This window comes from Rhizobium sp. CC-YZS058, assembly GCF_034720595.1.
GTDB lineage: Bacteria > Pseudomonadota > Alphaproteobacteria > Rhizobiales > Rhizobiaceae > Ferranicluibacter.
This window is the reverse complement of sequence record NZ_JAYESJ010000001.1, coordinates 500,815-527,095: the sequence shown is the minus strand read 5'-3', so window position 1 is coordinate 527,095 and position 26,281 is coordinate 500,815. Positions and strand designations below refer to the sequence as shown.

Annotated in this window: 21 protein-coding genes and 1 tRNA gene; 11 read left to right on the top strand and 11 right to left on the bottom strand. The window is 64.9% G+C overall.

Features of this window, described 5'->3' with window-relative positions; translation table 11 throughout:
- Positions 1-11 precede the first annotated feature (11 nt).
- Positions 12-746 carry an SDR family oxidoreductase gene (locus U8330_RS02475; protein WP_323103584.1) on the bottom strand — a complete coding sequence of 245 codons (735 nt, stop codon included), beginning with the start codon at positions 744-746 and terminating at the stop codon, positions 12-14.
- Positions 747-819: 73 nt separating this feature from the next.
- Here U8330_RS02475 and U8330_RS02470 point away from each other — a divergent pair, with 73 nt between their 5' ends.
- Complete coding sequence (locus U8330_RS02470) at positions 820-1,746, top strand: AraC family transcriptional regulator (RefSeq protein WP_323103583.1); 927 nt, start codon at positions 820-822, stop codon at positions 1,744-1,746.
- Positions 1,747-1,859: 113 nt separating this feature from the next.
- Here U8330_RS02470 and U8330_RS02465 read toward each other — a convergent pair whose 3' ends face one another.
- The 3 genes from U8330_RS02465 to gltB all read right to left on the bottom strand — a co-directional run bounded on the left by U8330_RS02465 (position 1,860) and on the right by gltB (position 9,410).
- Entirely contained in the window at positions 1,860-3,314 is a 1,455-nt protein-coding gene (locus U8330_RS02465) for a glutamate synthase subunit beta (RefSeq protein ID WP_323103582.1), read from the bottom strand.
- A 151-nt stretch (positions 3,315-3,465) separates the two neighbouring features.
- Entirely contained in the window at positions 3,466-4,539 is a 1,074-nt protein-coding gene (locus tag U8330_RS02460; RefSeq protein WP_323103581.1) for a polysaccharide pyruvyl transferase family protein, read from the bottom strand.
- A gap of 149 nt (positions 4,540-4,688) precedes the next feature.
- Entirely contained in the window at positions 4,689-9,410 is a 4,722-nt protein-coding gene (gene gltB / locus U8330_RS02455; protein ID WP_323103580.1) for a glutamate synthase large subunit, read from the bottom strand.
- Between the two features lie 564 nt (positions 9,411-9,974).
- Between gltB and U8330_RS02450 the strand changes: the two genes are divergently transcribed.
- Complete coding sequence (locus U8330_RS02450; protein WP_323107107.1) at positions 9,975-11,021, top strand: low specificity L-threonine aldolase; 1,047 nt, start codon at positions 9,975-9,977, stop codon at positions 11,019-11,021.
- A 106-nt stretch (positions 11,022-11,127) separates the two neighbouring features.
- Here U8330_RS02450 and U8330_RS02445 read toward each other — a convergent pair whose 3' ends face one another.
- Positions 11,128-11,604: an Hsp20 family protein gene (locus tag U8330_RS02445; RefSeq protein WP_323103579.1), complete on the bottom strand. Its 477-nt coding sequence runs from the start codon at positions 11,602-11,604 to the stop codon at positions 11,128-11,130.
- A gap of 532 nt (positions 11,605-12,136) precedes the next feature.
- On the opposite strand from U8330_RS02445, the gene U8330_RS02440 reads away from it, so the two are divergent.
- Complete coding sequence (locus U8330_RS02440) at positions 12,137-13,171, top strand: alpha/beta hydrolase (RefSeq protein ID WP_323103578.1); 1,035 nt, start codon at positions 12,137-12,139, stop codon at positions 13,169-13,171.
- 6 nt (positions 13,172-13,177) lie between these two features.
- Here U8330_RS02440 and hisN read toward each other — a convergent pair whose 3' ends face one another.
- Complete coding sequence (gene hisN, locus U8330_RS02435; protein ID WP_323103577.1) at positions 13,178-13,951, bottom strand: histidinol-phosphatase; 774 nt, start codon at positions 13,949-13,951, stop codon at positions 13,178-13,180.
- Between the two features lie 372 nt (positions 13,952-14,323).
- Positions 14,324-15,199, bottom strand: coding sequence for an N-formylglutamate amidohydrolase (locus tag U8330_RS02430; protein ID WP_323103576.1), 876 nt, complete (start codon positions 15,197-15,199; stop codon positions 14,324-14,326).
- Between the two features lie 220 nt (positions 15,200-15,419).
- Here U8330_RS02430 and cpdR1 point away from each other — a divergent pair, with 220 nt between their 5' ends.
- From cpdR1 to U8330_RS02405, 5 genes are all read left to right on the top strand, one after another.
- Positions 15,420-15,782, top strand: a complete 363-nt coding sequence (gene cpdR1 / locus U8330_RS02425) for a response regulator CpdR1 (protein ID WP_323103575.1) — start codon at positions 15,420-15,422, stop codon at positions 15,780-15,782.
- A gap of 96 nt (positions 15,783-15,878) precedes the next feature.
- Positions 15,879-15,953: transfer RNA gene (locus tag U8330_RS02420), tRNA-Val, on the top strand.
- Between the two features lie 230 nt (positions 15,954-16,183).
- Positions 16,184-16,366 carry a hypothetical protein gene (locus tag U8330_RS02415; RefSeq protein ID WP_323103574.1) on the top strand — a complete coding sequence of 61 codons (183 nt, stop codon included), beginning with the start codon at positions 16,184-16,186 and terminating at the stop codon, positions 16,364-16,366.
- 118 nt (positions 16,367-16,484) lie between these two features.
- The gene (locus tag U8330_RS02410; RefSeq protein WP_323103573.1) at positions 16,485-16,673 is read left to right on the top strand and encodes a hypothetical protein; all 189 of its coding nucleotides are present in this window, start codon (positions 16,485-16,487) and stop codon (positions 16,671-16,673) included.
- Between the two features lie 114 nt (positions 16,674-16,787).
- Positions 16,788-17,012, top strand: coding sequence for a hypothetical protein (locus tag U8330_RS02405; protein WP_323103572.1), 225 nt, complete (start codon positions 16,788-16,790; stop codon positions 17,010-17,012).
- Between the two features lie 73 nt (positions 17,013-17,085).
- Here U8330_RS02405 and U8330_RS02400 read toward each other — a convergent pair whose 3' ends face one another.
- Complete coding sequence (locus U8330_RS02400) at positions 17,086-17,283, bottom strand: hypothetical protein (RefSeq protein ID WP_323103571.1); 198 nt, start codon at positions 17,281-17,283, stop codon at positions 17,086-17,088.
- Between the two features lie 26 nt (positions 17,284-17,309).
- Positions 17,310-18,065, bottom strand: a complete 756-nt coding sequence (locus U8330_RS02395) for an endonuclease/exonuclease/phosphatase family protein (protein WP_323107106.1) — start codon at positions 18,063-18,065, stop codon at positions 17,310-17,312.
- A 183-nt stretch (positions 18,066-18,248) separates the two neighbouring features.
- Here U8330_RS02395 and U8330_RS02390 point away from each other — a divergent pair, with 183 nt between their 5' ends.
- The gene (locus U8330_RS02390) at positions 18,249-19,223 is read left to right on the top strand and encodes a lysylphosphatidylglycerol synthase domain-containing protein (RefSeq protein ID WP_323103570.1); all 975 of its coding nucleotides are present in this window, start codon (positions 18,249-18,251) and stop codon (positions 19,221-19,223) included.
- Between the two features lie 98 nt (positions 19,224-19,321).
- A complete protein-coding gene (locus U8330_RS02385; protein ID WP_323103569.1) occupies positions 19,322-19,735 on the top strand; it encodes a hypothetical protein in 414 nt (137 codons plus the stop codon).
- A gap of 35 nt (positions 19,736-19,770) precedes the next feature.
- Here the strand turns inward: U8330_RS02385 and U8330_RS02380 are convergent, their stop codons facing one another.
- The gene (locus U8330_RS02380) at positions 19,771-21,264 is read right to left on the bottom strand and encodes a phospholipase D-like domain-containing protein (protein ID WP_323103568.1); all 1,494 of its coding nucleotides are present in this window, start codon (positions 21,262-21,264) and stop codon (positions 19,771-19,773) included.
- Between the two features lie 79 nt (positions 21,265-21,343).
- The gene (gene treY / locus U8330_RS02375; protein WP_323103567.1) at positions 21,344-23,974 is read right to left on the bottom strand and encodes a malto-oligosyltrehalose synthase; all 2,631 of its coding nucleotides are present in this window, start codon (positions 23,972-23,974) and stop codon (positions 21,344-21,346) included.
- 399 nt (positions 23,975-24,373) lie between these two features.
- Between treY and ilvD the strand changes: the two genes are divergently transcribed.
- The gene (gene ilvD / locus U8330_RS02370) at positions 24,374-26,212 is read left to right on the top strand and encodes a dihydroxy-acid dehydratase (protein WP_323103566.1); all 1,839 of its coding nucleotides are present in this window, start codon (positions 24,374-24,376) and stop codon (positions 26,210-26,212) included.
- Positions 26,213-26,281 lie beyond the last annotated feature (69 nt).

Below are 26,281 nucleotides of genomic sequence, written 5' to 3'. Positions count from 1 at the left end.
GAGCGGCCGTCTTACCCTTGAGCGGTTGGCCGGATGACGAGGCTGCCGATCTCGACCTCGGCCGGCTGCTCGATCGCAAAGCAGACGGCGCGGGCGACAGCCTCGGCCGGCATGGCGAGCGAGGCCGCCTGGCTTTCCATCTCGCGGCGCAGCGTTGCATCGGTGATCGATGTCAGGAAGTCGCTCTGGGTCATGCCCGGCGAGATTTCGGTGACACGCAGATGAGGCCCGGCCTCCTGTCGGAGGGCTTCCATGACCGTGCGGACGGCGTTCTTCGTCGCGGCGTAGACCCCCATGGTCGGCACGATGCGCAGCCCGGCCGTCGAGACGATCGTGATCACATGGCCGCTTTGCTGGCGGGCGAAGATCGGCAAGACGGCGGCGATGCCGTGCAACACGCCGCGCAGATTGACATCGATCATCGCATCCCACTCGTCGACGCGCAGGGCATCGAAACGCGAGAGCGGCGCGATGCCGGCATTGTTGACGATGACATCCACGCGCCCGAAGGCCCGGCAGCCCTCCGCGACCAGATCCTCCACAGAAGCCCGCGAGGTAACATCGGTTGCGCGGTAGACGGCGCGCCCGCCGGCAGCGCCGATCTCTCCGGCAACCGCAGCGAGCGCTTCGTTGCGTCTCCCGCCGAGAACGACGGACGCACCGCGCGCAGCGAGCATCAGCGCGGTGGCGCGGCCCATGCCGCGGCCTGCACCGGTGATGACGACAACCTTTGAGATGTTGGACATGGGATCCTCCTTGGCTCGATCGTGTCCCCCAAGGCTAGATCGTGATGTCAGGACGAGCTATGCTCGATACACCATGATGTCGTCGCAATCGTCCAGGTCTGGCGGTGATCCGCTCTCTGCCGTGCTGCTGACGCTCGGAATCCGGGTCGGTGGACAGAACCGCCTGGAGGCAGCCGGCGCGTGGGGGCTCGCCTTTCCGCATCGCCCCCGCTTCAAGATCGTCGCGTGCCTCAAGGGCGCGTGCTGGATCACTCTGCCGGAGCAAGCCCCGATCGGCCTGACGGACGGCGACGTCGTCCTGCTCGGTGACAGTGCCTATGGCATTGCCGGCGCGCCGGATGCCCCGCTTCAGGACGGCGACCCGTTTTTCACCGATCCATCGGTCAGCCTCGTCCGGCTGAATGGCGAGGACACAATTCTTCTCGGGGTAAGCATCGGCTTTGCGCAGGAGGGGATCGAGCGCCTGACCCAGGCGCTGCCCCGCTTTCTGAAGATCAGGGCCGGCGCTCCGGCGGCAGAGGCGGTCGGCCGTATCCTCGGCCTGCTCGAGCAGGAGGCCGGGCGCGAGGCCATGGGAACCGCGCTTGTTTCCGCCCGGCTGGCCGAAGTGCTCTTCGTCGAGGCGCTGCGCGCCGCCGTTCATGATCCGGACGGACGGGTCCAGGGGTGGATTGCCGCGCTTGCCGATCCGCAGATCGGCGCAGCGCTCGCCCTGATGCACGCCGATCCCGCCCGCCGCTGGAGCGTTGCGGCTTTGGCGCGCGAGGTCGGCATGTCGCGCTCGGCCTTTGCCGCCCGGTTTCAGGGGCGTGTCGGGCAGCCGCCGCTCGCTTACCTCACCCAGTGGCGGCTTGCCCTTGCCCGCAAGCTGCTGGAGCAGCCAGGATCGACGGTCGCCGCCGTCTCGGCCGAGGTCGGCTACGAGTCGCCGAGCGCCTTCAGCCACGCCTTTAAGCGCGCCTTCCACCACAGCCCGCGCGTGACGCCGCCCAGCCGATAGCCTGACCCCTGAAGGGGGCATCCGCGCGACTTGAAGCGGATTGAGGACGCAGAACGCGACGACAGCCCGTCCAAGCCTCGACAGGGACGGGCACGCGGCGCAGCCGAGGACCTTCAGCGCGGAAGGACGGTCGAGCCCATCAGCGCCTCGTCGATGGCACGCGCGGCCTGACGGCCTTCGCGGATCGCCCAGACGACCAGCGACTGGCCGCGGCGCACGTCACCGGCTGCCCAGAGCTTGTCCATTGAGGTGCGGTAATCGCTGTCATTGGCGATCACATTGCTCGACCCGCGCTTGTCGGTGTTGATGGCCAGACGGTCGCCCAGATCCTTCAGCACGCCATCCGTTGCCGGGCCGCGGAAGCCGATGGCGATGAAGGCGAGATCCGCCTTGATGACGAATTCGGTGCCGGCGATCGGCTTGCGGCGCTCATCGACCTGGCAGCACTTGACGCCGGTCAGCGCCCCGTCTTCCCCGACGAATTCGAGCGTGGCGACCTGGAACTCCCGCACGGCGCCTTCGGCCTGCGAGGAGGAGGTCCGCATCTTGGTGGCCCAGAAGGGCCAGACGGCCAGCTTGTCTTCCTTTTCCGGCGGCTGGGGACGGATGTCGAGCTGGGTGACCTTGACGGCACCCTGGCGGAAGGCGGTGCCGACGCAGTCGGACGCCGTATCGCCGCCGCCGACGACCACGACATGCTTGCCACCGGCCAGGATCGGATCGGACGGCCAGCCGACGCTGTCGATGTTTTCGCGGCCGACCCGGCGATTCTGCTGGACGAGGTAGGGCATGGCATCGTGGACGCCGAAGAACTCGACGCCCGGAATGCCGGCATCCCGCGGGGTTTCCGAGCCGCCGCAATAGAGCACGGCGTCATGCTCTTCCATCAGGCTGTCCATCGTGCGGTCGACGCCGACATGAACGCCGCAATGGAAGACAACGCCTTCGCCGCGCATCTGCTCGACACGGCGATCGATGAAGTTCTTCTCCATCTTGAAGTCTGGAATGCCGTAGCGCAGCAGGCCGCCGGGCTTGCTTTCGCGCTCATAGACGGCGACCGCGTGGCCGGCGCGGGCAAGCTGCTGGGCGGCAGCCATGCCGGCCGGGCCGGACCCGATGATGCCGATCGACTTGCCGGTCTTGGTCACGGCCGGCTTCGGCACGATATAGCCCATCTCATAGGCCTTGTCGGCGATTGCCTGCTCGACGGTCTTGATGGTGACCGGCGCATCTTCGAGGTTGAGCGTGCAGGCTTCCTCGCAGGGCGCGGGGCAGATGCGGCCCGTGAACTCCGGGAAGTTGTTGGTCGAATGCAGGTTGCGAATCGCCTCTTCCCAGTTGCCGCTGTAAACGAGGTCGTTCCAGTCCGGGATCTGGTTGTGGACCGGACAGCCGGTCGGACCATGGCAGAAGGGGATGCCGCAATCCATGCAGCGCGCAGCCTGCTTCTGGATCTCGGCGTCCGACATCGGAATGACGAATTCGCGGAAATGACGAATGCGATCCGAGGCCGGCTGGTACTTGGCCAGCTGCCGGTCGATCTCCATGAAACCCGTTACCTTGCCCATAATCTTGCCCTCACGCTCGTGCTTCGTTCGCAGCCGGCCCGTGCCACCCAGCCTGCCGCTTCATCATTCATCCGGCTGGCCCATGCGCGCGGCATGGCCTGCCCTTCTGCCTCATTGTCCCCGGTTTTTCCGGCTTCTCAAGCGGGTTTGATTACCGCCGTTTGAGAAACTTCGCCGCCATCGCCTCGAGCGAGGAGAGGATCGGCATCTGCCGTCGTCGTGTCGGCAGGCCGGCGATCAGCGGATCGTCGAAGGCGCTCGCGCCGGCGGCCGGGATCATCATGTCGAGCGGAAGAGGGAAGGCTTCGATCAACGGCTCTGCATTGAACGGCTTCGGCTCCCAGACCCGGTCGATGGCGTCGATGACCGCGCCCCAATCGGTCTTCTCGCCGCGCGGCTGGTACCAGACATCGAGATGGGTTTTCCCAAGCCCGCGATAAAGGTCGACGAAGCGCAGGTCGATCACGCCGCTTTCATCGGAAAGATCGATGCGGCCGAGACCGGACTTCTTGGCCCGCGGCGAAAAATAGAGGCAGGGAATGCCATAGCTCTCGGCGAAGACCATTCCGTGCAAGCTGGTCGAAACGATCCGCTTGCAGGCAAGGATCTCATCCAGGCGCGTTCGCAATGCTGCGATCGAGACCGGTGTCACCGTGTTGAGCATGCGGATCCGGCCGCGGTCGGCCGGGTCGATGCTGTGGCGGCCGTTCGCATCCTTTGCCCGCGCGTCGAAGCTGCGCTCGGAAAGCTCGGCCAGATGCAGGATGACGCCGAGCTCGGCGGTCTTCTCGCTCGGCGCCGGATGAAAGCGCGGCAGCAGCCAGAGCGGATCGCCGTAGACGGCCGGGCCCGACATATCGCCGCCGAGCACGCGGCGGCTGAACGGCCCGCGCGTGGCGTGAAAGGTCAGTTCGGTGCCGGCCGGGCGGCGATAGGCCACTTTCTGGTCGCGGGCGTCCCCCGGATTGAGATGGGGCGACGTTCCCGTTCCCCAGAGATGCACATGGCCGCCTGCCATCATGTGGCCGATGGTGCCGACGGCCGCCAGCCGTGTTCCCTTCGACTTGCTCGGCCGATGCACGACGCCGCGACGCGCCATCATCGCAACGATGACCGGCGAGAGGGCATCACCGAGATTGAGATAGTCCTCCCCCGCCGGCGGGGTGACCCAGGAAAGCGGGATCGGCGCCGAGGAGGAGACGATATCGGAAAGCGAAGAAGCCAAGCGTTTCAGACCTGTTGCAGCATCGGCGCTGGAGCGCGCCCGGAAAGGAGAGAAGGCCACCGGCCTTCCCCCTCGGCAGGCGATCCGCGTCCTGGAGACACGGTCGCGCGGAGCAGAGCGGCGGTCGTTTGCCCGCCGCAGGGCGGATGTTACTCCGCTGCCTCCGCCATCTTCATCCGCTCCATGTCCTCGAGCGCGCGGCGATATTCGACCGGCATGACCTTGCGGAACTTCGGCCGGAACTCTGCCCAGTTGTCGAGGATCTCCTTGGCACGGGGCGAGCCCGTATAGTGGAGATGGTTGGAGATCAGCTGGACCAGCCGCTCCTCGTCATGCCGCGTCATGTCGCCGGAAACGTCGACCATGCCCTTGTGCATGAGGTCGCCGCCATGGTGATGCAGCTTCTCCAGCATGTCGTCTTCTTCCGGCACCGGCTGCAGCTCGACCATGGCCATGTTGCAGCGCTGCGGGAAGTCCGAGCTCTCGTCCAGCACATAGGCGACGCCGCCCGACATGCCGGCCGCGAAGTTGCGCCCTGTCTGGCCGAGCACGACGACCACGCCGCCGGTCATGTATTCGCAGCCATGATCGCCCACGCCTTCCACCACCGCAATGGCGCCGGAGTTGCGAACCGCGAAACGCTCGCCGGCCACGCCGTTGAAGTAGCATTCGCCGGAGATGGCGCCGTAGAGCACCGTATTGCCGACGATGATCGACTGCGCGGCGACGATCCGGGAATTCTCCGGCGGACGCACGATGATCCGGCCGCCCGAAAGACCCTTGCCGACATAGTCGTTGCCATCGCCGATGAGATCGAAGGTCACGCCGCGCGCCAGGAAGGCACCGAAGGACTGGCCGGCCGTGCCGGTCAGCGTCACATGGATCGTGTCGTCCTTCAGCCCCTTGTGGCGGTGACGCTTGGCCACCTGGCCGGAGAGCATGGCGCCGGCCGAGCGGTCGACGTTCTTGATCGCCGTCTCGATCTTCACGGGCTGCTTGTGCTCGAGCGCCGGCATGGCCTGCTCGATCAGCCTGCGGTCGAGAATATCGTCGATCGGGTGCTTCTGCCGCTCGGTCCAGTAGGTCGCTTCCTTCGGAGCCTCCACCTTGTAGAAGATGTTGGTGAAGTCGAGCCCATTGGCCTTCCAATGCGAGATCAGCGCGTCCTTTTCCAGGAGTTCGGAGGCACCGATGATCTCGTCGAACGAGGCGACGCCGAGCGAAGCCAGGATTTCGCGCACCTCTTCGGCAACGAAGAAGAAGTAGTTGACCACATGTTCGGGCGTGCCCTTGAAGCGCTTGCGCAGCACCGGGTCCTGGGTGGCGACGCCGACCGGACAGGTGTTGAGATGGCACTTGCGCATCATGATGCAGCCGGCCGCGATCAGCGGCGCGGTCGAGAAGCCGAACTCGTCGGCACCGAGCAACGCGCCGATGACGACATCGCGCCCGGTCTTCAGACCGCCATCCACCTGCAGCGCAACGCGCGAGCGCAGGCCGTTCAGCACCAGGGTCTGGTGCGTTTCCGCCAGGCCGATTTCCCACGGGCTGCCGGCATGCTTGAGCGAGGTCAGCGGCGAGGCGCCGGTTCCGCCGTCATAGCCGGAGACGGTGATATGGTCGGCGCGCGCCTTGGCAACGCCGGCCGCGACCGTGCCGACACCGACTTCCGAGACGAGCTTGACCGAGACATCGGCGTCCGGGTTGACGTTCTTCAGATCGTAGATCAGCTGGGCCAGATCCTCGATCGAATAGATGTCATGGTGCGGCGGTGGCGAGATGAGGCCGACGCCGGGCGTGGAATGCCGGGTCTTGGCCACCGTCGCATCGACCTTGTGGCCGGGCAACTGGCCGCCTTCGCCGGGCTTGGCACCCTGCGCCACCTTGATCTGCAGCATATCGGCATTGACGAGATATTCCGTCGTGACGCCGAAGCGGCCCGAGGCCACCTGCTTGATCGCCGAACGCTCGGGATTGGGCGAGCCATCGTGGAGCGGGAAGTAGCGATCGCTCTCCTCGCCGCCTTCGCCGGTGTTCGACTTGCCGCCGATCCGGTTCATGGCGATGGCGAGCGTGGTGTGCGCCTCGCGCGAGATGGAGCCGAAGGACATGGCGCCGGTCGAGAAGCGCTTGACGATCGCTGCCGCCGGCTCGACCTCCGAGATCGGAATCGGCGTGCGGCCGAGCGCCTCGGCGCCGCGGATCTTGAAGAGACCGCGGATCGTGTTCATGCGCAGCGCATCGCCATTCACCATGGCGGCGAATTCGCGGTAGCGGTCATCGGCCTTGCCGCGGACGGCATGCTGCAGCGAGGCGATCGAGTCAGGCGACCAGGCATGGCCTTCGCCGCGGATGCGGTAGGCATATTCGCCGCCGACATCGAGCGTGTTGGTCAAGACCGGATCCGGCCCGAAGGCTGCCTGATGGCGCAGGAAGGTTTCCTCCGCGATCTCCTTGAGGCCCACACCTTCGATCTGCGTGGCGGTGCCGAAGAAATAGCGGGCGACGAACTCGCTGGACAGGCCGACGGCGTCGAAGATCTGGCCGCCGCAATAGGACTGGTAGGTGGAAATGCCCATCTTGGACATGACCTTGAGAATGCCCTTCCCGACCGCCTTGATGTAGCGGTAGACGACCTCGTCCTCCGAGACCTCCTTCGGGAACTCGCCGCGCTTGTGCATGTCGATCAGCGTGTCGAAAGCGAGATAGGGGTTGATCGCCTCCGCGCCATAGCCGGCCAGCAGCGCGAAGTGATGCACCTCGCGCGGTTCGCCCGATTCGACCACGAGACCGACCGAGGTGCGCAGGCCCTTGCGGATCAGGTGATGGTGAACGGCAGCGGTGGCGAGAAGCGCGGGAATGGCGATGCGGTCCGGGCCCATCTGCCGGTCGGAGAGCACGATGATGTTGTAGCCGCCCTTGACCGCAGCCTCCGCACGCTCGCAGAGACGATCGAGGATTTCCGGCATGCCTTCGGCACCGCGCGCCACGTCATAGGTGAAGTCGAGCGTCTTGGTGTCGAAGCGGTCTTCCGTATGCCCAATGGAGCGGATCTTTTCGAGATCGCCATTGGTCAGGATCGGCTGTCGCACCTCGAGCCGCTTGGCATGCGAGGCGCCGACATGATCGAGAATGTTCGGCCGCGGCCCGATGAAGGAGACGAGGCTCATCACCAGCTCCTCGCGGATCGGGTCGATCGGCGGGTTGGTGACCTGGGCGAAGTTCTGCTTGAAATAGGTGTAGAGCAGCTTCGCCTTGGACGACATGGCCGAGATCGGCGTGTCGGTGCCCATGGAGCCGATCGCTTCCTGGCCGGTGGTGGCCATCGGCGACATCAGGATCTTCGTGTCTTCCAGCGTGTAGCCATAGGCCTGCTGGCGGTCGAGCAGGGACACATCACGGCGCAGCGCGCGCGGCTCCACCGGCTTCAGCTCTTCGAGGATGAGCTGGGTGTTGTCGAGCCACTGGCGATAGGGGTGCTTGCCGGCAAGCGACGACTTGACCTCCTCGTCGGAGATGATCCGGCCTTCTTCCATGTCGATCAGCAGCATCTTGCCGGGCTGCAGGCGCCACTTCTTGACGATCTTTTCCTCAGGCACCGGCAGCGTGCCGGCCTCCGAGGCGAGGATGACCCGGTCGTCGTCGGTGACGAGATAGCGGGCCGGGCGCAGACCGTTGCGGTCGAGCGTGGCGCCGATCTGGCGGCCATCGGTGAAGCAGACAGCCGCCGGCCCGTCCCACGGCTCCATGAGAGCGGCATGGTACTCATAGAACGCCTTGCGTTCCGGGCTCATCAGCTGGTTGCCGGCCCAGGCCTCGGGGATCAGCATCATCACCGCATGGGCGAGCGAATAGCCGCCCTGGACCAGAAACTCGAGCGCATTGTCGAAGCAGGCGGTATCGGACTGGCCTTCGTAGGAAATCGGCCAGAGCTTGGAAATATCGTCGCCGAACAGCGGCGAGGAAACGGAGGCCTGGCGCGCCGCCATCCAGTTGACGTTGGAGCGCAGCGTGTTGATTTCGCCGTTGTGCGCCACCATGCGGTAGGGGTGGGCGAGCTTCCAGGAAGGGAAGGTGTTGGTCGAGAAGCGCTGGTGCACGAGCGCGACCGCGCTTTCGAAGCGCGGATCGGCGAGATCCTTGTAATAGGCCCCAACCTGATAGGCCAGGAACATGCCCTTGTAGATGATGGTCTTGGACGAGAGGGAAACCGGGTAGAAACCGGTCTCCGCGCCCTTGAAGGCATCATAGATGCGGTTGGAAATCACCTTGCGAAGGGTGAAGAGCCGGCGCTCGAACTCGGCATTGGTCGCCGCATCGCGGCCGGTACCAATAAAGACCTGGACATGGCGCGGCTCGGTGGCGGCAATGTGCGGCGCCTTGGAGAGCGAGGCATTGTCGACCGGCACGTCACGGAAGCCGAGCAGGACCTGGCCTTCCTCGGCCACGACATCGGCGATCACCTGCTTGAAATGTGCGACCTGCGCCTCGTCCTGCGGCATGAAGAGATAGCCGACGGCATATTCGCCGGCCTTGGGCAGGATCACACCCTGCGCGGCCATTTCCTCGCGGAAGAAGCGGTCGGGAATTTGGACCAGAATGCCGGCGCCATCGCCCATCAGCGGATCCGCGCCGACGGCGCCGCGATGGGTGAGGTTTTCCAGGATGAACAGGCCGTCGCGCACGATCTGGTGCGACTTGACGCCCTTCATATGGGCGACGAAGCCGACGCCGCAGGCATCATGCTCGTTGCGCGGATCGTAAAGACCCTGTTTGGCCGGAATGCCCGCAGGAATGGTCGCCGTCGCCACGGCGCGCGTTGCCGTGTCGGCCGAAAGGCCGGCGTCGAAAGATGGCGTGGTCTGCGTCATCGCTTTCCCTCCTGTTGGCCGTTCCGGCCTGCCGTCGTCAGGCGCCAGCCGCGGGTCTCGCACCCGCCGGTTCCGCCCGGTTATCGTCGCATGATCCTGGTGTGCTCGCAAATGATGCGTGGCGCAGCCCGGCAAGAACATCGTCCGACCGCTCGCTTGGATCAGGGCCTGCTGGATGCGGGACGACACGGCGTCCGCATGGCGTTTCCTCACCCGGCCCTGCGCCTCTCGTCGGGTCGCTTCAGCCAAACCGGTCTTCAGACCGAAATAGGACAGCAAGACTGTCCTATTTCACTGGCTCTATGCCAGAAAGCCCGCTGGCCCGCAAGGGATCAGGCAAAAATAATGAAGCGATCCGTTCCGAAACGATCCTTTTCCACGCCGCTCTTGTATTTTAATTTCAATCCTCTGCGCCTCTCCATGCCGATTATGTCGCACCCGCGTTCATCTGCGGCTGCCGATGAGGCGAAGGTCCTGGGAGAGGGTTGATCGCAGGCGGAGGAGGACTATGGTCGCGCTTCCCCCAATCCGGCCGACAAGGCCGGGCGCATGATGGTGTCCCTGATGATCTTTTCTTCCGACAACTGGGCGGGCGCCCACCCCGCAATCGCCGAAAGCCTGGTCAAGGCTGCTCCCGGCTTCGCCGCCGCCTACGGCACGAGCGCGCTCGATCGCAAGGTCGAGGGGCTGTTCTCCGAGATCTTCGAGCGGGACGTGGCCGTGTTCTTCGTGGCGACCGGCACCGCCGCCAATTCGCTTGGGCTTGCCAGCGTCACGCGGCCGGGCGGCCATGTCTTCTGCCACACGGAAGCGCATGTGAACGCGGATGAATGCGGCGCGCCGGAGTTCTTCTCGCTCGGCGCGCGCATGGCCGCGGTGGACGGCGCCTTCGGCAAAATGGATCCGCAGAAGCTCGCAGCCCAGATCGCGCGCTTCCAGCCCGGCAATGTCCATGCCGGCCAGCCCATGGCGGTCACGCTGACCCAGGCGACGGAAGCCGGAACGGTCTATTCGCTTGACGAGATCGCGGCGATCTCCGAGGTAGCCAAGGCGCGCGACCTGCCGCTGCACATGGATGGGGCGCGCTTTGCCAATGCGCTCGTCGCGCTCGGCGCAACCCCTGCCGAGATGACCTGGAAGCGCGGCGTCGACATGCTCTCCTTCGGCGGCACGAAGAACGGCTGCTGGTGCGCGGAAGCGCTGGTCTTCTTCCATCCCGGCGAGATCGGCGATTTTGCCTATTTGCGCAAACGCTCGGCCCAGCTCTTCTCCAAGACCCGCTTCGTTTCCGCCCAGCTTGAAGCCTATCTGGAAGGGGATCTCTGGCTTGATCTCGCCCGCCACGCCAATGCGATGGCCTCTCGGCTCGCAACCGGGATCGGCGCCAGCAATTCCGCTCGCCTCGCCTGGCAGGGCGATGCCAACGAGCTCTTCGTGATCCTGAAATCCGACACCGCCGAGGCGCTGCGCGCGAAAGGCGCCGTCTTTTACGACTGGCCGGTACCATCCTCGCTGATGCTGGACAGCGACGAGGGCCTTTATCGCCTCGTCACCAGCTTTGCGACCGCGCCCGAAGAGGTGGACGGATTCCTGCAGGCCATCGCCGCCTGATCATCGACCTTGCCTGGCGAGGGCGTGCCCTCCGGTCACGGGCGCACAAACGAAAAGCGGCGCCCACATGGGGCGCCGCAACGTCAGAGCCGTTCGAGCGGCCGCCTTAGTTGGCGGCGGCTTCGACCTGGGTGGCCTCGATCTGCTTGGGAGCAGCCGGGGCGGCCGAGATTTCGATCCGGCGCGGCTTGGCGGCTTCCGGGATCTCGCGGACGAGATCGATATGCAGAAGGCCGTTCTTCAACGAAGCGGCACGAATTTCCACATGGTCGGCAAGCTGGAAGCGGCGCTCGAAGGCGCGCTTGGCGATGCCGCGATAGAGGAAATTGTTTTCGGCCGTCTGCTCGTCGCTCTTCTCGCCCTTGACGGTCAGCGTGTGTTCGCGGGCTTCGATGGAGAGTTCGGTCTCATCGAAACCGGCCACGGCCATCGTGATGCGATAGGCGTTCTCGCCGGTGCGCTCGATATTGTAGGGCGGGTAGCTCTGCGCCTGTTCGGGCTGGCCGAGGCTGTCCAGCATGGTGAACAGACGATCGAAGCCGACGGTGGAGCGATAGAGCGGAGAAAAATCAACGTGACGCATGGTGTCCTCACTTCTTGAGCAACGGTTGTGCGATCAAGGTCCCTCCCACCCCTTCAAGCGGCGATGGCGGGACCGGTGAACGGGCCCTGTCTGGCACCCGTGACCGAAAGATGGGAATGACGAAATCGCGGTTCAAGAGCGTCCAAACCCGTGCCGAGATTTTTTCCAGGTCGACATTTTTTTCCTGATGAAACAGACGCTTGGCGCGAAAGACCGCCTGCTTGTTCCCCAGGTGAACCGGCGATGAACATGCGGTTCCGCCTGTGTTCAGCCGCAGGTGACTAGAACGGCCTCATCGGATCGCAGCGTGACACAGGCGGGCATGTCCCTTCCGCCAATCCCCGTTGAAACGCGGCGCATCCCGGTGTCATCTTTGAGGCCGGAAGCGTCTCCCCCGTCGCGCCCGGCCTCTTTTTTTCCATGCATGCGCGCGTTCCGCCTCGTTGCGCTTTTGCTTTGACCCGCGTCGGCTGCACTTCTACATCAAGGCGCAGACGGAGCAGGCGCGCCCACGCGACGAGAGGGGATGAGGATGAAGATCGACCTTTTCAACCGCAAGCCGGCGATCCGTCCGGAGCCGCCGCCGGCCCTTCTCTTTCCCACCGCCGACAACCCGCTGCCTGGCCGCCACACGGTCGGCTATTTCACCGGCGCGGCCGGACGGCGGCTGCGCTATGCCATTTTCCGGCCGGATGAAGGCGCTGCCAAGGGCACGGTCGTGCTGCTGCATGGCCGCAACGAATCGATCGAGAAATATTTCGAGACCATTGCCAGCTTCCTTGCCCGCGGCCTGTGGGTCGCCACCTTCGACTGGCGTGGCCAAGCGGGGTCGGAGCGGCTGCTGAAAGATTTGCGCCGCGGCCATGTCCGCCGTTTTGCCGATTACGAGGCCGACCTGTCGCTGTTCCTCGAACAGATCGTGCTGCCGGATACGCGGCTACCCTTCTTCCTTGTCGCCCATTCCATGGGCGCGCTCGTGGCGCTGTCCCAGGCGCCGGCCCTTTCCACACGCATCGACCGCATGGTGCTGGCCGCGCCCTTCGTGGCGCTCGGCAACCAGAGCCTCAGCCATGGCAAGATCGGCTTCATTGCCGGCGTGATCAGCCTGTTCGGGCTCGGCGCCATGGCGCTGAACCGCGATGGCGGCCCCCGCCCCTTCGCCAACAATATCTTAACGGCCGACGAGCGCCGCTTCCAGCGCAACCAGGGGATCGCCGAAGCGCATCCCGACCTGTTTCTTGGTCCGCCCAGCGCCCGCTGGCTTGCGGAGACCTTCCGCGCCGTTCGCAGGGTAACGCGACGGGAGCATCTGACGCGCATCACCGTACCAACGCTGATCCTCGCGCCGACGCGGGATCTCCTTGTGCCGCATGCGGCGGTGGAGGCACTGGCGCGCAATTTCCGCGCGGCGACACTGATCCCGATCGACGGCGCCCGCCACGAGCTCTTCCAGGAAGACGACCGCTACCGGGCGCAGGCCATGGCGGCGGTCGAGGCCTTCATCCCGGGCACGGTGTCGGAGGAGATTCCCGCGCCCGTGATCGAGGACAAGGCGCTGGCGCTCTGAGGCGGCTCAGCCCTGCAGGATTGCCAAGGCCTCGGCATGCAGGGCCGGGGTCGCGGCAGCCAGAACCTCGCCGCCCATCTCGGCGCGCCCGCCGGCCCAGTCGGTCACCACGCCACCTGCCTGCTCGATGATCGGAATGAGGGCGCCGATATCATAGGGCTTCAAGCCACATTCAATGACGAGATCGATATGACCGGCAGCGAGCAGCGCGAAGGCATAGCAATCGCAGCCATAGCGCGCGAGCTTCACCCGCTCCTGCACCGCCTCGAACCGCGCCTTGATGGTGCCCCGATAGAGATGGGGCGAGGTGGTGAAGAGCGTGGCATTGCCAAGGCCGCCGCACTCCCGCGTTGCCAAGGTCTGCGGGCCACCCGGACCGGCATAGGACGAGGTCGTGCCATCGGCGAAATAGCGCTCGCCGGTAAAGGGCTGGTCCATGACGCCCATCACCGCACGTCCCTTGTGGTAAAGTCCGATCAGCGTGCCCCAGACCGGCAGGCCGGAAATGAAGGCGCGCGTGCCGTCGATCGGATCGATGACCCAGACATAGTCGCGGTCGGCCCCGACCGTGCCGAACTCCTCGCCCAGAATGCCATGGTCCGGAAACTCCGTTTCGATCAGCGCGCGAATAGCGGCCTCGGCTGCCCGATCCCCCTCCGTCACCGGGTCGAACCCACCCGCCTCCTTGTTCACCACGCTTGTGCCGGTCCGAAAACGCGGCAAAGTTTCCGCGGCAGCGGCGTCGGCAAGGCGGTCGAAAAACGCTCGGTCGGGCAACATGAATGGCTCCTCAAGGCAGAACAGCTCGCTCTTAACGCATTCCCCAGTCGCCGCCAAACTGATGCGTAAACAGGCAGAACTTCGTTTAAGAGCTGAGAATGATGATCAAAAAACAGTCTTTAGCATTTTTCTGCCCAAATCCGAGGCGGAGTGCGAAAAGCTGTTTGACTGCCGATACTTACGCGATGCGATTTCGGGCGAAACGGTGTTTTTTTCTTGACAATCCCGCAATGCAACATTAGGGTCTTCGTACAGTCACTCGTGGCTGCAGATACCCTCCTTGGGTGTTTCCTCCCTAGACTCAGACCGCGCGCAAGCGCGGTTTTTTTTCGCCGCCGCTTTGCGGAGGAGTATTTGCGGGGATTGAGAGCCTTACTCGGCGGCGAGTGGCAGCCCGAGCGAGGATTTGCGGACATAGCCGGAGAAGGTGGCAAGGAAGCTGCCGATCGCCTGCATCAGCCAGGGAAATTCCGGCTTCTTCTTCAGCGTCGCTTCATCGACATAGAGCGCGCGATTGACCTCGATCTGCAGCGCGTGCAGCCCGCGGGCCGGGCGGCCGTAATGCTCGGTGATGAAGCCGCCTGCATAGGGTTTGTTGCGCGCGACGGAGAATCCCATCTCCTCGAGCAGCGTCACGGCGATGCGGGTCATTTCGCCGGAGGCGCTGGTGCCGTAGCGGTCGCCGATGATGAAGTCCGGACGCAGGCTGCTGCCGGCCACGCGGATATTGCCAGGCATGGAGTGGCAATCGATGAGCAGCGCCATGCCGAAGCGCACATGGGTCCGCGCGATCAACCGCCGCAAGGCCGCATGATAGGGCTTGTAGATCGTTTCTACCCGCTCCAGCGCTTCGTCCACCGGCATGCGGCCACGGTAGATTTCCATGTTTTCCGCCACGAGCCGCGGCACGGTGCCAAGCCCGCCGGCCACCCGCATCGACGTGGTGTTGGCATGGGCCGGCAGAGGGCCTTCGAACATGCGCGGATCGAGCTCATAGGGCTCGCGGTTCACATCCAGGAACGCCCGGGGAAAATGGGCGAGCAGCATCGGCGCGCCGAGCCCGATGCCCGCTGAAAACAACTCTTCCACATAATGATCCTCCGACCGGCGGATCGCCAGCGGGTCGAGACGGGACTGGGCCAGGAAGGCGGGGCTGTAGATACGGCCGGAATGCGGGGAGTTCAGAACGAAGGGAATGGTCTGGTTCAAGGGTTCGCGGATTTCGAACAGATCGGGACTCTCCTCCATTGCGAACCTTTTACCATCCCGTCATATGCTGCGTCGGAGCATGTTGCCAGCCGTGCTCCTTTGTGTCCATAGTCTGTGCAAGAACGGGAAGGCGCGAAGGCTCGAGCCATCAGGCCTTGACCTGCCGTCTTCACGGGATATTTACGCCGAGGCGGTTTCATGATGCGACCGACCTCCCCCGGCAGTATGATAAGACTTAGACAGCAACGGCTGGAAATCCATGAATCCGAAAATTCTCCTCGCAGAAGACGATAATGATATGCGCCGCTTCCTCGTGAAGGCGCTCGAAAAGGCAGGCTACAAGGTCCTGTCCTTCGACAACGGGGCCAGCGCCTATGACCGGCTGCGTGAAGAACCCTTCTCGCTTCTCCTGACCGATATCGTCATGCCGGAAATGGACGGGATCGAGCTGGCGCGGCGTGCCACCGAACTCGACCCCGACCTCAAGGTCATGTTCATCACCGGTTTCGCCGCCGTGGCGCTCAACCCGGACTCCAAGGCGCCGAAGGATGCCAAGGTGCTCTCCAAGCCCTTCCACCTGCGCGATCTGGTGGACGAAGTGAACAAGATGCTGGCCGCCTGAGGCTCGCCGGCAGGACCACGCCCGGGGCCGTCAAAAAAGCATCACGATGCCTATTGACGCCTCAAAGGGTTTTGTGGTCTATGCGCCGCATCGGATGGGCGTGTAGCTCAGCGGGAGAGCACTACGTTGACATCGTAGGGGTCACAGGTTCAATCCCTGTCACGCCCACCATCCGAACCTCTTCATTTCATTGTCGAAACTGCGCTGCTACTCGAAGAGGCAGTGGGCAGGAAGCGCGTAGCTGCGAGCCCGCGCTTCGCCTCCATCTCGTCTCCAAAAATCCGTAAGCCGCTCCTGTGAGCTTCGGTCGATCGCATCTTGCGCGGAACATCCCTCCGCCCCGTCGGTTGTCTGCGTGAGGATGCCATCGCGCATCCGCAGTTTGAATGCGGAGACCGATCATGAGCAGCAGATTACCGCCCGTTCCTTCCAGCAACCGCAGCCCCAAGGGCTCCGGCGATGGCGCACCGGCGAAGACCGGCGAGCAGCAGGCCTCGAGCCCGACCGACAACCCCGACAAGATGGGGCAGCAGGGCAACAGCAAGGTCAACACCACCCACCAGGGCTACCAGCAGGACCGCTGAGGCGGCGCGACGGCAGCATGCGGCTGCGCCTGCCTCTTTTGGCGCTGCCCTTCCTGCGCGCCCTGCCGCATTGTCCATGCAGCACGCGGGGGGCGCCTGACAGCCAAAAGGAGAGACAATGTCCACGTCCACCAAACATCCGAACACGATTCGCCAAGGCGGCCCCGGCTCCTCGCACGAAAATGCGAAAGCACCGCTCGACCCCCATAAGCCGGGCGCAGAGTCCGACCAGCGCGCCCACAGCAAGGTCTCGGGCGGCGGCGGCGAGCACGATACGCACCACACGCATGATCCGGACCGCAAATAGGCGGCATTCGATCGGACGCTTCCCGGGAACGGTGACGATTTTTAAGCGTTGAGAGCGGAGAGAGTGGAGACCGGGCGGCAATCGACGCCCGCGCCTCCTAGCGAGGAGCCCCTGATGACGTCTTTTCCCGATGATCTCGAACAGGCGCTTCAGGCGCTGTGCGCGCGCCGCGGCATCGACCGTGAAACCGCGATCCGCTCGATCTTGAGAGAATGGATGCGCACCCATGGCTTTCTTGACGGCGGCGATGAGGGCGAAGACGTGCCCTCGGAGCCGCGAAAGCCTGACCCTGAGGTCGTGCAGTATCCAAGCTACTTCGAGGGGAGCGGGAGCCTTTAGAAACCCGGACGCCCCTCACAAGAAAAGCCGCCCCGGTCGCCCGGAGCGGCTTTTTCAAATAGTGTCGACAGACTTACGCCATCGAGGCCGGGTCGCCGATCGGCAGAAGTGCCGGATTGAGCACCGGATCGTTCGGATTCTTCGTGTCACCGGGCTCGATCACCGGGGGTACGGCCGGCTTGTCCTGGCCGCGGTCCGGAATGCCGGGCGTCGAAATCGGGCCGCGCGGCGTTTCGCTGTCGGGCGTGGGAAGCGGATCACGATTGGGCATGGTGGTCTCCTTTCCTGGTATCAGGGTCAACGGCCGGGCGCCGGGATGGTTCCGGTGGTAAGGCGCAGCTGCGCCTGCAGCGGCAGATGGTCCGACGCCAGGCCCGTCAGCGGCGTGCGAACCGGGGCGGCGGAGACAACCGTCACCCCCTCCGACACGAAGAGATGGTCGAGCCTGAGGAGCGGGAAGCGGGACGGAAAAGTCGGCGCAAGCAGCCGCCCGTCATGCTGCGTAATCGGGCGAAGGGCTGCCGCCAGACGGCGATAGCCGGGCGAGGAGGGAATAGCGTTGAAATCCCCGGCGAGCACGATCGGCCCCCCGATCTGCTGCGCGGCGCCGATCCAGTCCGGCCCGGTCAGGGCTTCCGCCTGGCGGATCCGCTCGGTGCGGCGAAGGCCGAAATGCGTGTTGAAGATGTGAACCGGCTGTTCGCCGACCATCACTTCAAGCCATAGCGCACCCCGCGGCTCACCGACCGAAGGCAGCGGACCGGCTTTCACCAGCCGCGAAGGCAGGCTGGTCAGGATCGCATCGCCATATTTTTCCTCCCGGACCAGAAGGGCGGGATGGAAATGCGACGCCATCTTCATCGCCTCGGCGATTGCAAACGCCTGGTCGATGCCGCCCGTCCGCCGGCGCCCGACATCGAGCTCCTGCAGGGCGACGACATCCGGCTCAAGGCTTGCGAGCACATCCGCGATCCGCGCCGGGTCGAGGCGGCGATCCGTGCCGATGCAGCTGTGGACATTGTAGGTGACGATGCGCAGCTCGGCCGCAGGCAAGAAGGCGGCGCCGGCAGGAGCGGTTGACAGAGAGGGCGGAAGGCTCATGGGGCTCGGAACCCTTCGGCCCTTCATTTCGTTCCATCATCTCGCCGGCATTCGTCGGGGAAAGGACGCAGGCGCTCTCGCCCCCCTGCCCTTGCCTTGTCAGCCCGCCGGCTTTCCGCAGTCGAGATCCCGCTCATGAACCTCCGCCTCCTTCTCCGCGTCGTTGTTGTGGCTGCCGTCATCGGCGCCGGCTACCTGCTGTTCCAGACATTGCGGCAATATACGCTGGACGAGATCTGGAGCGCCATGCGCGCCATTCCGCTAAGCCATCTGCTGCTCGGTCTCGCCTTCGCTTTCGCCTCCTATGCCTGCCTGTCCTGCTTCGATGCGCTGGGCGTGCGCTATACGGGCAAGCGGCTGCCGCTCTACAAGACGGCGCTCGCCTCGTTTGTCAGCCTGTCCATCGGCCACAATGTCGGCATTGCCGCGCTGAGCAGCGGCGCCGTCCGCTACCGGTATTACGCGCGCTGGGGCCTGACGACCGAGGATGTCACCAAGATCGTGCTGTTTTGCGGCGTCACGGTGGCGCTGGGTCTGATGACGCTCGGCGGCGCCAGCCTGCTGCTGCGCCCGCAGGATGCCGCTGACATGACCGGCCTGTCGCGCAGCGCCATCTTCATGATCGGCATTGTCTCGCTGATTGCACCGGTCGTCTATCTCGTGCTGGCAGCCGTGGTGAAGGCGCCGCTGAAGCTGCGCAGTTGGAGCTTCGAAATGCCGAGCCTGCCGATCGCGGCCGCGCAGATCCTGGTCGGCACGATCAACTTCGCCTTCGTGGCCGCCAGCCTGCACCAGATGCTTTCGGCCTTTGCCGAAGCCAGCTATCTGAAGGTCGCCTCCGTCTCGATCATCGCCAATGTCGCGGCGATCATCAGCCATGTGCCGGGCGGCATCGGCGTGCTGGAAGCGACCGTCGCCCATATCCTCCCCGGTGCCGAATCGGTGGCCGCGGTGATCGCTTTCCGCGTCATCTACTATTTCATCCCGCTCGCAATCGGCCTGCCGACCTTCCTCATCAGCGAGATGGTGATGAAGGGAAAGCCGGGTCAGGACCGGAAGAGCGAGACCCGCCAAACGATCGAACCCGATGCACTCCCCTCACGCTCCTGAGTTGATCATCGAGACCGGAGCGAAAACAGCGCGCGCATAAGCACTTCCTCAACAAATTGTCCGCATCCTCCTCCGTGACCGATTTCTGGAGGGCCAAGATGCGGAGCATCGCCATCAGGACAGCCACACGACTTGGCTCTTTTCTCGAGAGCCTGGATGCTTGGATGGGCAAGCGTAGCGCGACCAATGCGCGCGCGGAACAGGCCTGTCTCCCGCATCATCCAGATGCCGCCTCCTACACCACGGAAAGGCTTGCCGCCTTCCGAGACCGGGTTCGGGCACAACGCCTATCATCGCGGGCAGATCGGGCCGCAGCGGTCAGGGCGCATGGCATGGATGCGGCCTGCGACAGATCGGTGGCGCAGCTGCGCGATGCGCTGCGGGCCTTGCAGCAGTCGATTGCGGTGCACGCCACGGGCGCCGATCCGGTGCAGCCATCCGACAACAACGGGGCCCCGGTCGCTGCTCATGACGCGAACGGCGAAGGGAAGCTCCTCTCCCGGGCCGGATGAGCAAGCGCGATAGCGAGAGACGCGCCTTTTGACGCCTAGAACAGGCTGCGGACTCGGCTGGCGAGAGCACCGGCGCCGCGTCGCAGGCGGTTGAGGGTTCGCACCGGGCTCGGCGGATCGACGAGATCGGTGCCGATCAGCGGATCTTGCGCGCCTTCCGCCAGATCGATCTCGAAATGGCAGAGCCGGCGTGGGCCGCCGTTTAAGGATTCGAGCCCGTCATGCATGGATTTGAGCTGCAGGATCGCTGCCTCGACGGCCTGCGGCGTCGCGCCGATATGTTCGGCGATCAGCTGCATGCGCATCGCGCGGAAGGCGCGGATCTCCTCCGCATTGCGCGCCTCGACGGCGATGTCCGCCTCCGTATCGAAGCCTTCGGAGCGATTGTTGAGATTGGACGAGCCGAGACGCAGGAAGCTGTCATCGACGAGCACCAGCTTGGAATGAACGAGGATTTCCTGACGGCCGTCCTCATCCTCCGGATTGTCGGAGGGCACGGTGGCATACATGACCCGCAGCCGATCATAGGGATCGGCCCGCTTGAGGCGCCGGATCAGCCGGTCGCGATTGTTGCCCATCATCACCTTCTCCACGAAGCCGTGAGAGATGCGGGTCACCACGATCAGCACCTCCGGCCCCTCCGGGTCGGCCAGGCGCTCGATCAGGATGTCGGCGATGCCGAAGGCGGCGAGATACTGCGCCTCGATATAGACGGTCTTCCTGGCAGCCTTCAGGGCATCCACAAGGAGGTGGATCGACTCGCGGCGGCCCTCGCCGTCTTCCATTTCCGGCTTGGTCAGGGCGAGTGCCACCGGGCAGTCGGTGACCATCGGCTCGACGCCTTCAGGCCAGATGGGTGCGGCCCCCTCGGTCACCGGCATGAGGGTGCTGGTGGCGGCTTCCCAACGGTCGCGGCACAGATCGCCGAGCATGCGCGCCGCCGGACCGGAGAGCACGGCCTGCATATCGTGAACCGGCTCATAGGCTTCGCCATCCGGCGTTCGCCGCAAGGGGTTGGTTGCCGCATGGCGGCTGTCGTCCCAGCGCCGTGCCGTCAGGTCGATCCCGCCGATGAAGCCGAGGACATCGTCGATGCAGACGACCTTCTGATGGTGCGAGCCGCGCAGGGGATGATGGGTATCGAACTGCAGGTCGATCTGCGGATGGGCAGCCCAGCCGGTCTTGCGGAACAGCTTCAGCGACTTGCCGGAATAAAGCGGCCCCATCGCCCAGACGAGGACACGCACGGTGAGATCGGGGTTGGCTTCCACCAGGGAGAGAAGCAGATCGCCGAGCGTCGGGCTCTCGGGCTCGGCCGGTCGCAGCCGGATGTCGGGATTGAAATCCCAACCGAGAATGGTGATCGCGTGGCGCGCCTGGCGGAGCGCCTGATCGAGAACGTGAAAATAGGCCTCGCCATCGACAAGCAGCGCCAGTCGCTCGGCCTTTTCCTGCTTCCAGGCATTCTCGCCCACCCGGATGATCGAAGGCGTTGCCGTGCCCAGTCCGTCTGCGTGAAACAAATCCATTCCCCTGCCTCGCGACCGCAGCACAAGCCCCGCGGCGCGATTAAACGCCGCGGGTCGGGCAAAGGTTCCGGCATGACGATCAGGCGCGAATCAACACTGCGTAGGGGGCGAGCGGCAGGTCGGACAAAGGCAGCTCTGCAGACAATGTCACTTCCGCACCGCTGACCGCATCGCGGTAGCGGCGACCGGCCAAGACTTCGGGAAGACGCAGCGTCACCCCGCTGAAGGCCTCTTCCGGCATCGTCCCCTCGCTCACCAGTCGCGCGACGCGGCAAGGCGCGACGGCGAGAACCGCCTCGCCCTCCGCCATGCGGGCGAAGGCGACCAGCTTCTCGGCGCATGCTCCCGAGAGGGTCAGCGGCTCGTAGCGGCCGGTCTCGAAGAGTGCGCGTGCCGCCTTGCGCGCGGCGATCAGCCGCGCCGTCAGCGCCACCTTGGCTTGGCCGGAAGAGAGCGCAGCCGGGTCGAGCGACACGGTGTCCGAGCGCGTGAGGAAGGCTGCGATCGTCTCATAATCCGGCATGCGGCGATTGTCGGGATCGACGAGGCTGAAATCCGCCCGCTCCGACCCCTGATAGACATCCGGGACGCCGGGTGCGGCCATCTTCACCACAGTCTGGCTGAGGCTGTTGTAGAGACCGGCCAGTCGGATCGGCGCCAGCGTCCTGGAAAAATCGCTGAGGAAGGCCGCATTGTCCGGCGAGAGCAGCGCCGCGGCAAAATCCTTGACAGCGGATTCGTAGTCTTCGTTGACGTCCGACCAGTCGCTGCGCAGCTTGGCCTCGCGGATCGTCTTTTCCACATAGGCGGCAAAACGCTCGGACAAAGCGGCGAGCCCGTCGCGATCAGAAATCTCCAGCTCCTCCGGCCAGCAGCCGGCGAGCGCCTGATAGAGCGCCCATTCCAGCGCCGGCTCCGGTGCCGGGCCGTCCGACAAGGTCCGGACATGGCCGGCATTGATCTCATGCCAGCGCTCCACGGCCTTGCTCCAGATGTCGGGGATCTCGCTCAGCGCATAGAGCCGGGCGCGGCTATCTTCGCCCCGCTTCGTATCATGGGTCGAGGTGGTGGAAAGCCCGAGCGGCTGTTCCTCAAGCCGGCGCGCCATCAGGTGATGGAACGCCTCGATCGACATTTCCGCCTCGTCGGGATGCCCTCCCACTTCGTTGAGGGCCAGGAACCGGTTGTAGCGGTAGAAGGCGGTATCCTCCATCGCCTTGGCCATCACCGGGCCGGAAAGCTGCTGGAAGCGGCTGCGGAACTCGAAGGCCGGCCCGTCCACGGTGCCGGAGAGCAGGGAGACAAGGGCGGAGAGCGCCTGCTTCCCCTCCGCGTCGAGCCGCTCCGCCGCCTGGCTCGCAGAGCGATCGAGGACAGCCTTGTCGGCCGAGGAGAGGACCTCTCTGGTGCCGTAGGTGCGATAGACCGGAAAGGCGGAGATCAGCGCCTTCAGCGCCTGACCGAACGCCGCCTCCGAAACATCCGGCAGAGCCTGACGGCCGAGCGAGACGAGACGGCGAACTTCGCCTTCGAAATTGCGGTCGAGCATCAGCTGCTTGGCCTCGAGCAGCATGGCCTCATAGGCAGTGTCGGAGCCGATGAAGCGCCGATAGGCCGCATCGAGTACCGGCATCTGGCCATGGTCGACATAAAGATGGGTCAGTGCGGCAATGAATTCGTAGCCCGTCGTCCCTTCGATCGGCCAGTCGGCCGGAAGGGTCTCCTCACCTTCGATGATCTTTTCGACGACCAGATAGACATCCGGGCCGATCGCCGCCCGCAGGCGCTGCAGATAGGCGGCGGGATCGGCGAGCCCGTCGACATGGTCGATGCGCAGCCCGTCGATCGTGCCGTCGCGCACGAGATCGAGAACGAGCCGATGAGCGGCTTGAAACACATCCTCATCCTCCACGCGCAACCCGGCCAGGCCCGCCACCTCGAAGAAGCGGCGATAGCTGAGCCCGCTCGCCGCCACCTTCCAGTGCACGAGCCGATAGGGCTGGGCCTCGTGCAGCGCACGGACGCGCGTGGCGTCGAGGCTCTTCAGATAGGCGTCGAGCGCCTCGCGGCCCTTTTCATCCTCGGCAATCAAGCCCTTTGCGGTCTTTACCCGCACCGCCTCGTCTTCCGGCGTCGCGGATGCGGCAAGCGCGGCGAGCTTGGCAGAAAGCGCGCCCGGCGCGCCTTCGAGGGCTGCGGCCTGCGACGGCGGTGTCAGCGGGAACCGGTTTTCGTAATAGGCGAGCGCCGGCCCGCCCTCTTCATCGAGCGCCAGCGTGATCTCGCCTGCCTCCACCGCCGCGTCGAAATCCTGGCCGAGCACGGCCAGGGTCAGAGGCCGGCTCCAGTCGACGTCGAAGAAGGCCGCATGCGGGCTCTCTTCGCCCCAGGTAACGATGCTGCGCCACCAGGCATTTTCGAGCGAGGCCGCCATGTGGTTGGGGACGATGTCGAGGATGAGCCCGATCCCGGCCTGCTTCAGCGCCTTGGACAGCCGATCGAAGCCTTCGCGCCCACCCAGCGCCGGATCGAAGGCATTGGCATCCGTGACATCATAGCCGTGCGTGGAGGCTTCGGTCGCCGAAAAGATCGGCGAGGCGTAGAGATGGCTGATGCCGAGCGACTGCCAGTAGGGCACGAGGGTAAGGGCACGATCGAAGGTCATGCCGTCCCGGAACTGGAGACGGTAGGTCGCGAGCGGTGTGGTCATCGGGGCGGACGGAGCCTTTTTCGGGTTGGTGATCGGAGCGATCACGGGAGAGGGCGAGAGCCGCCCCCTCAACAGGCAAGCCCCGGCCTTGGTTCCTCTTGACCCGGCGCTTCCATCAGGTGCCGAAACAAAAACCCCTCTCCAAACCGGAGAGGGGCCAAGGCGGCCGGCTTTAGCAAAGTGTCCGACACGGCCAGAGAGCACAAGGCAGGCGTGTCGCGCATCACCCAAATGGGTGAGATCGCGCGTGTCGAGGTCCGTTTCGCCCCGGATTTCACGGCGATGTGCGATAAGGAAAGCCGTGACTGCGCAGGACTTTTGCGCTAGGAAGCGCCGCAATCGACGGCAGAGACGCGATTTCGCGCCGCCTGTCCGCCTCCCCATACGAGGATGACACCCATGCCCGCTTATCGTTCCCGGACCACCACCCACGGCCGCAACATGGCCGGCGCGCGCGGCCTCTGGCGCGCGACGGGCATGAAGGACAGCGATTTCGGCAAGCCGATCATTGCGGTGGTCAATTCCTTCACCCAGTTCGTGCCCGGTCACGTGCATCTGAAGGATCTCGGACAGCTGGTCGCGCGCGAGATCGAGGCTTCCGGTGGCGTCGCCAAGGAATTCAACACGATCGCCGTCGATGACGGCATCGCGATGGGTCATGACGGCATGCTCTACTCGCTGCCCTCGCGCGAGCTGATCGCCGACTCGGTCGAATATATGGTCAATGCGCATTGCGCCGACGCCATGGTCTGCATCTCCAACTGCGACAAGATCACCCCCGGCATGCTGATGGCGGCGCTCAGGCTGAACATTCCGGCGATCTTCGTGTCCGGCGGGCCGATGGAGGCCGGCAAGGTGCTCTTGTCCGACGGCAAGATCCATGCGCTCGACTTGGTCGACGCCATGGTGGCCGCCGCCGACGAGCGCGTGTCCGAAGAAGACGTCAAGACCATCGAGCGCTCCGCCTGCCCGACCTGCGGCTCCTGCTCCGGCATGTTCACGGCCAATTCCATGAACTGTCTGACGGAAGCGCTCGGCCTGTCGCTGCCCGGCAACGGCTCCACGCTCGCCACCCATTCCGACCGCGAAAAGCTGTTCCTCAAGGCCGGGCGCGACATCGTCTCGCTCGCCCGCCGCTACTATGAACAGGATGACACCACCGCCCTGCCGCGCACCATCGCCTCCAAGGGCGCGTTCGAGAATGCCATGGCGCTCGATATCGCCATGGGCGGCTCGACCAACACGGTTCTGCACATCCTCGCCGCCGCGCATGAGGCCGAGCTCGACTTCACCATGGACGACATCGATCGTCTGTCGCGCAAGGTGCCCTGCCTCTCCAAGGTCGCGCCCGCGAAATCGGACGTGCATATGGAAGACGTGCACCGGGCCGGTGGCATCATGGCAATCCTCGGCGAACTCAACCGGGCCGGGCTGATCAATGCCGATCTGCCGACTGTTCATTCGAAGACGCTGGGCGAGGCGCTGTCCCAGTGGGATATCGCCGTGACCGACAACCCGGCCGCACTCGAGCTCTTCAGCGCCGCACCCGGCGGCGTCCCGACCCAGGTCGCCTTCTCCCAGAGCGCCCGCTGGAAGGAGCTCGACCTCGACCGCGAAGGCGGGGTGATCCGCGACGCGCAGCATCCCTTCTCGAAGGATGGCGGCCTTGCCGTGCTCAAGGGCAACCTGGCGGTCGATGGCTGCATCGTGAAGACGGCCGGCGTCGATGAATCGATCCTGAAGTTTTCCGGTCCCGCCAAGGTCTTCGAAAGCCAGGATGCGGCGGTGAAGGGCATTCTTTCCAACGAGGTCGTGGCCGGCGATGTCGTCGTCATCCGCTACGAAGGCCCGAAGGGCGGACCGGGCATGCAGGAAATGCTCTATCCGACCAGCTATCTGAAGTCGAAGGGCCTCGGCAAGGCCTGCGCGCTCATCACCGACGGCCGATTCTCGGGCGGCACCTCGGGCCTGTCGATCGGCCATGTCTCGCCGGAAGCGGCCAATGGCGGCCTGATCGCGCTCGTGCGCCCCGGCGACATGATCGACATCGATATCCCGAACCGGACGATCTCGTTGCGCGTGCCGGAGGATGAATTGGCAGTACGCCGCACCGAGCAGGACCAGAGGGGTTGGAAGCCGGCGGAGGAGCGCAAGCGCAAAGTAACGACGGCCCTCAAGGCCTATGCCGCCTTCGCCACCTCGGCCGACCGCGGCGCCGTCCGCATCCTCCCGGAATAAGGCTCGTTTCGAACCTCTAAGCGTCGCCCCTGCCTTGCGCAGGCGGCGGCGTTTTGCTGTCTGCGCATC

Bases quoted from the DNA above. Each gene is read 5' to 3' on its own strand.
- ilvD (WP_323103566.1), top strand. From the start codon at position 24,374: ATGCCCGCTTATCGTTCCCGGACCACCACCCACGGCCGCAACATGGCC.
- cpdR1 (WP_323103575.1), top strand. From the start codon at position 15,420: ATGAATCCGAAAATTCTCCTCGCAGAAGACGATAATGATATGCGCCGC.
- hisN (WP_323103577.1), bottom strand. From the start codon at position 13,951: ATGTTGCCCGACCGAGCGTTTTTCGACCGCCTTGCCGACGCCGCTGCC.
- U8330_RS02415 (WP_323103574.1), top strand. From the start codon at position 16,184: ATGAGCAGCAGATTACCGCCCGTTCCTTCCAGCAACCGCAGCCCCAAG.
- treY (WP_323103567.1), bottom strand. From the start codon at position 23,974: ATGACCACACCGCTCGCGACCTACCGTCTCCAGTTCCGGGACGGCATG.
- U8330_RS02380 (WP_323103568.1), bottom strand. From the start codon at position 21,264: ATGGATTTGTTTCACGCAGACGGACTGGGCACGGCAACGCCTTCGATC.
- U8330_RS02470 (WP_323103583.1), top strand. From the start codon at position 820: ATGATGTCGTCGCAATCGTCCAGGTCTGGCGGTGATCCGCTCTCTGCC.
- U8330_RS02400 (WP_323103571.1), bottom strand. From the start codon at position 17,283: ATGCCCAATCGTGATCCGCTTCCCACGCCCGACAGCGAAACGCCGCGC.
- U8330_RS02450 (WP_323107107.1), top strand. From the start codon at position 9,975: ATGATCTTTTCTTCCGACAACTGGGCGGGCGCCCACCCCGCAATCGCC.
- gltB (WP_323103580.1), bottom strand. From the start codon at position 9,410: ATGACGCAGACCACGCCATCTTTCGACGCCGGCCTTTCGGCCGACACG.
- U8330_RS02405 (WP_323103572.1), top strand. From the start codon at position 16,788: ATGACGTCTTTTCCCGATGATCTCGAACAGGCGCTTCAGGCGCTGTGC.
- U8330_RS02410 (WP_323103573.1), top strand. From the start codon at position 16,485: ATGTCCACGTCCACCAAACATCCGAACACGATTCGCCAAGGCGGCCCC.
- U8330_RS02440 (WP_323103578.1), top strand. From the start codon at position 12,137: ATGAAGATCGACCTTTTCAACCGCAAGCCGGCGATCCGTCCGGAGCCG.
- U8330_RS02465 (WP_323103582.1), bottom strand. From the start codon at position 3,314: ATGGGCAAGGTAACGGGTTTCATGGAGATCGACCGGCAGCTGGCCAAG.
- U8330_RS02430 (WP_323103576.1), bottom strand. From the start codon at position 15,199: ATGGAGGAGAGTCCCGATCTGTTCGAAATCCGCGAACCCTTGAACCAG.
- U8330_RS02445 (WP_323103579.1), bottom strand. From the start codon at position 11,604: ATGCGTCACGTTGATTTTTCTCCGCTCTATCGCTCCACCGTCGGCTTC.
- U8330_RS02385 (WP_323103569.1), top strand. From the start codon at position 19,322: ATGCGGAGCATCGCCATCAGGACAGCCACACGACTTGGCTCTTTTCTC.
- U8330_RS02390 (WP_323103570.1), top strand. From the start codon at position 18,249: ATGAACCTCCGCCTCCTTCTCCGCGTCGTTGTTGTGGCTGCCGTCATC.
- U8330_RS02475 (WP_323103584.1), bottom strand. From the start codon at position 746: ATGTCCAACATCTCAAAGGTTGTCGTCATCACCGGTGCAGGCCGCGGC.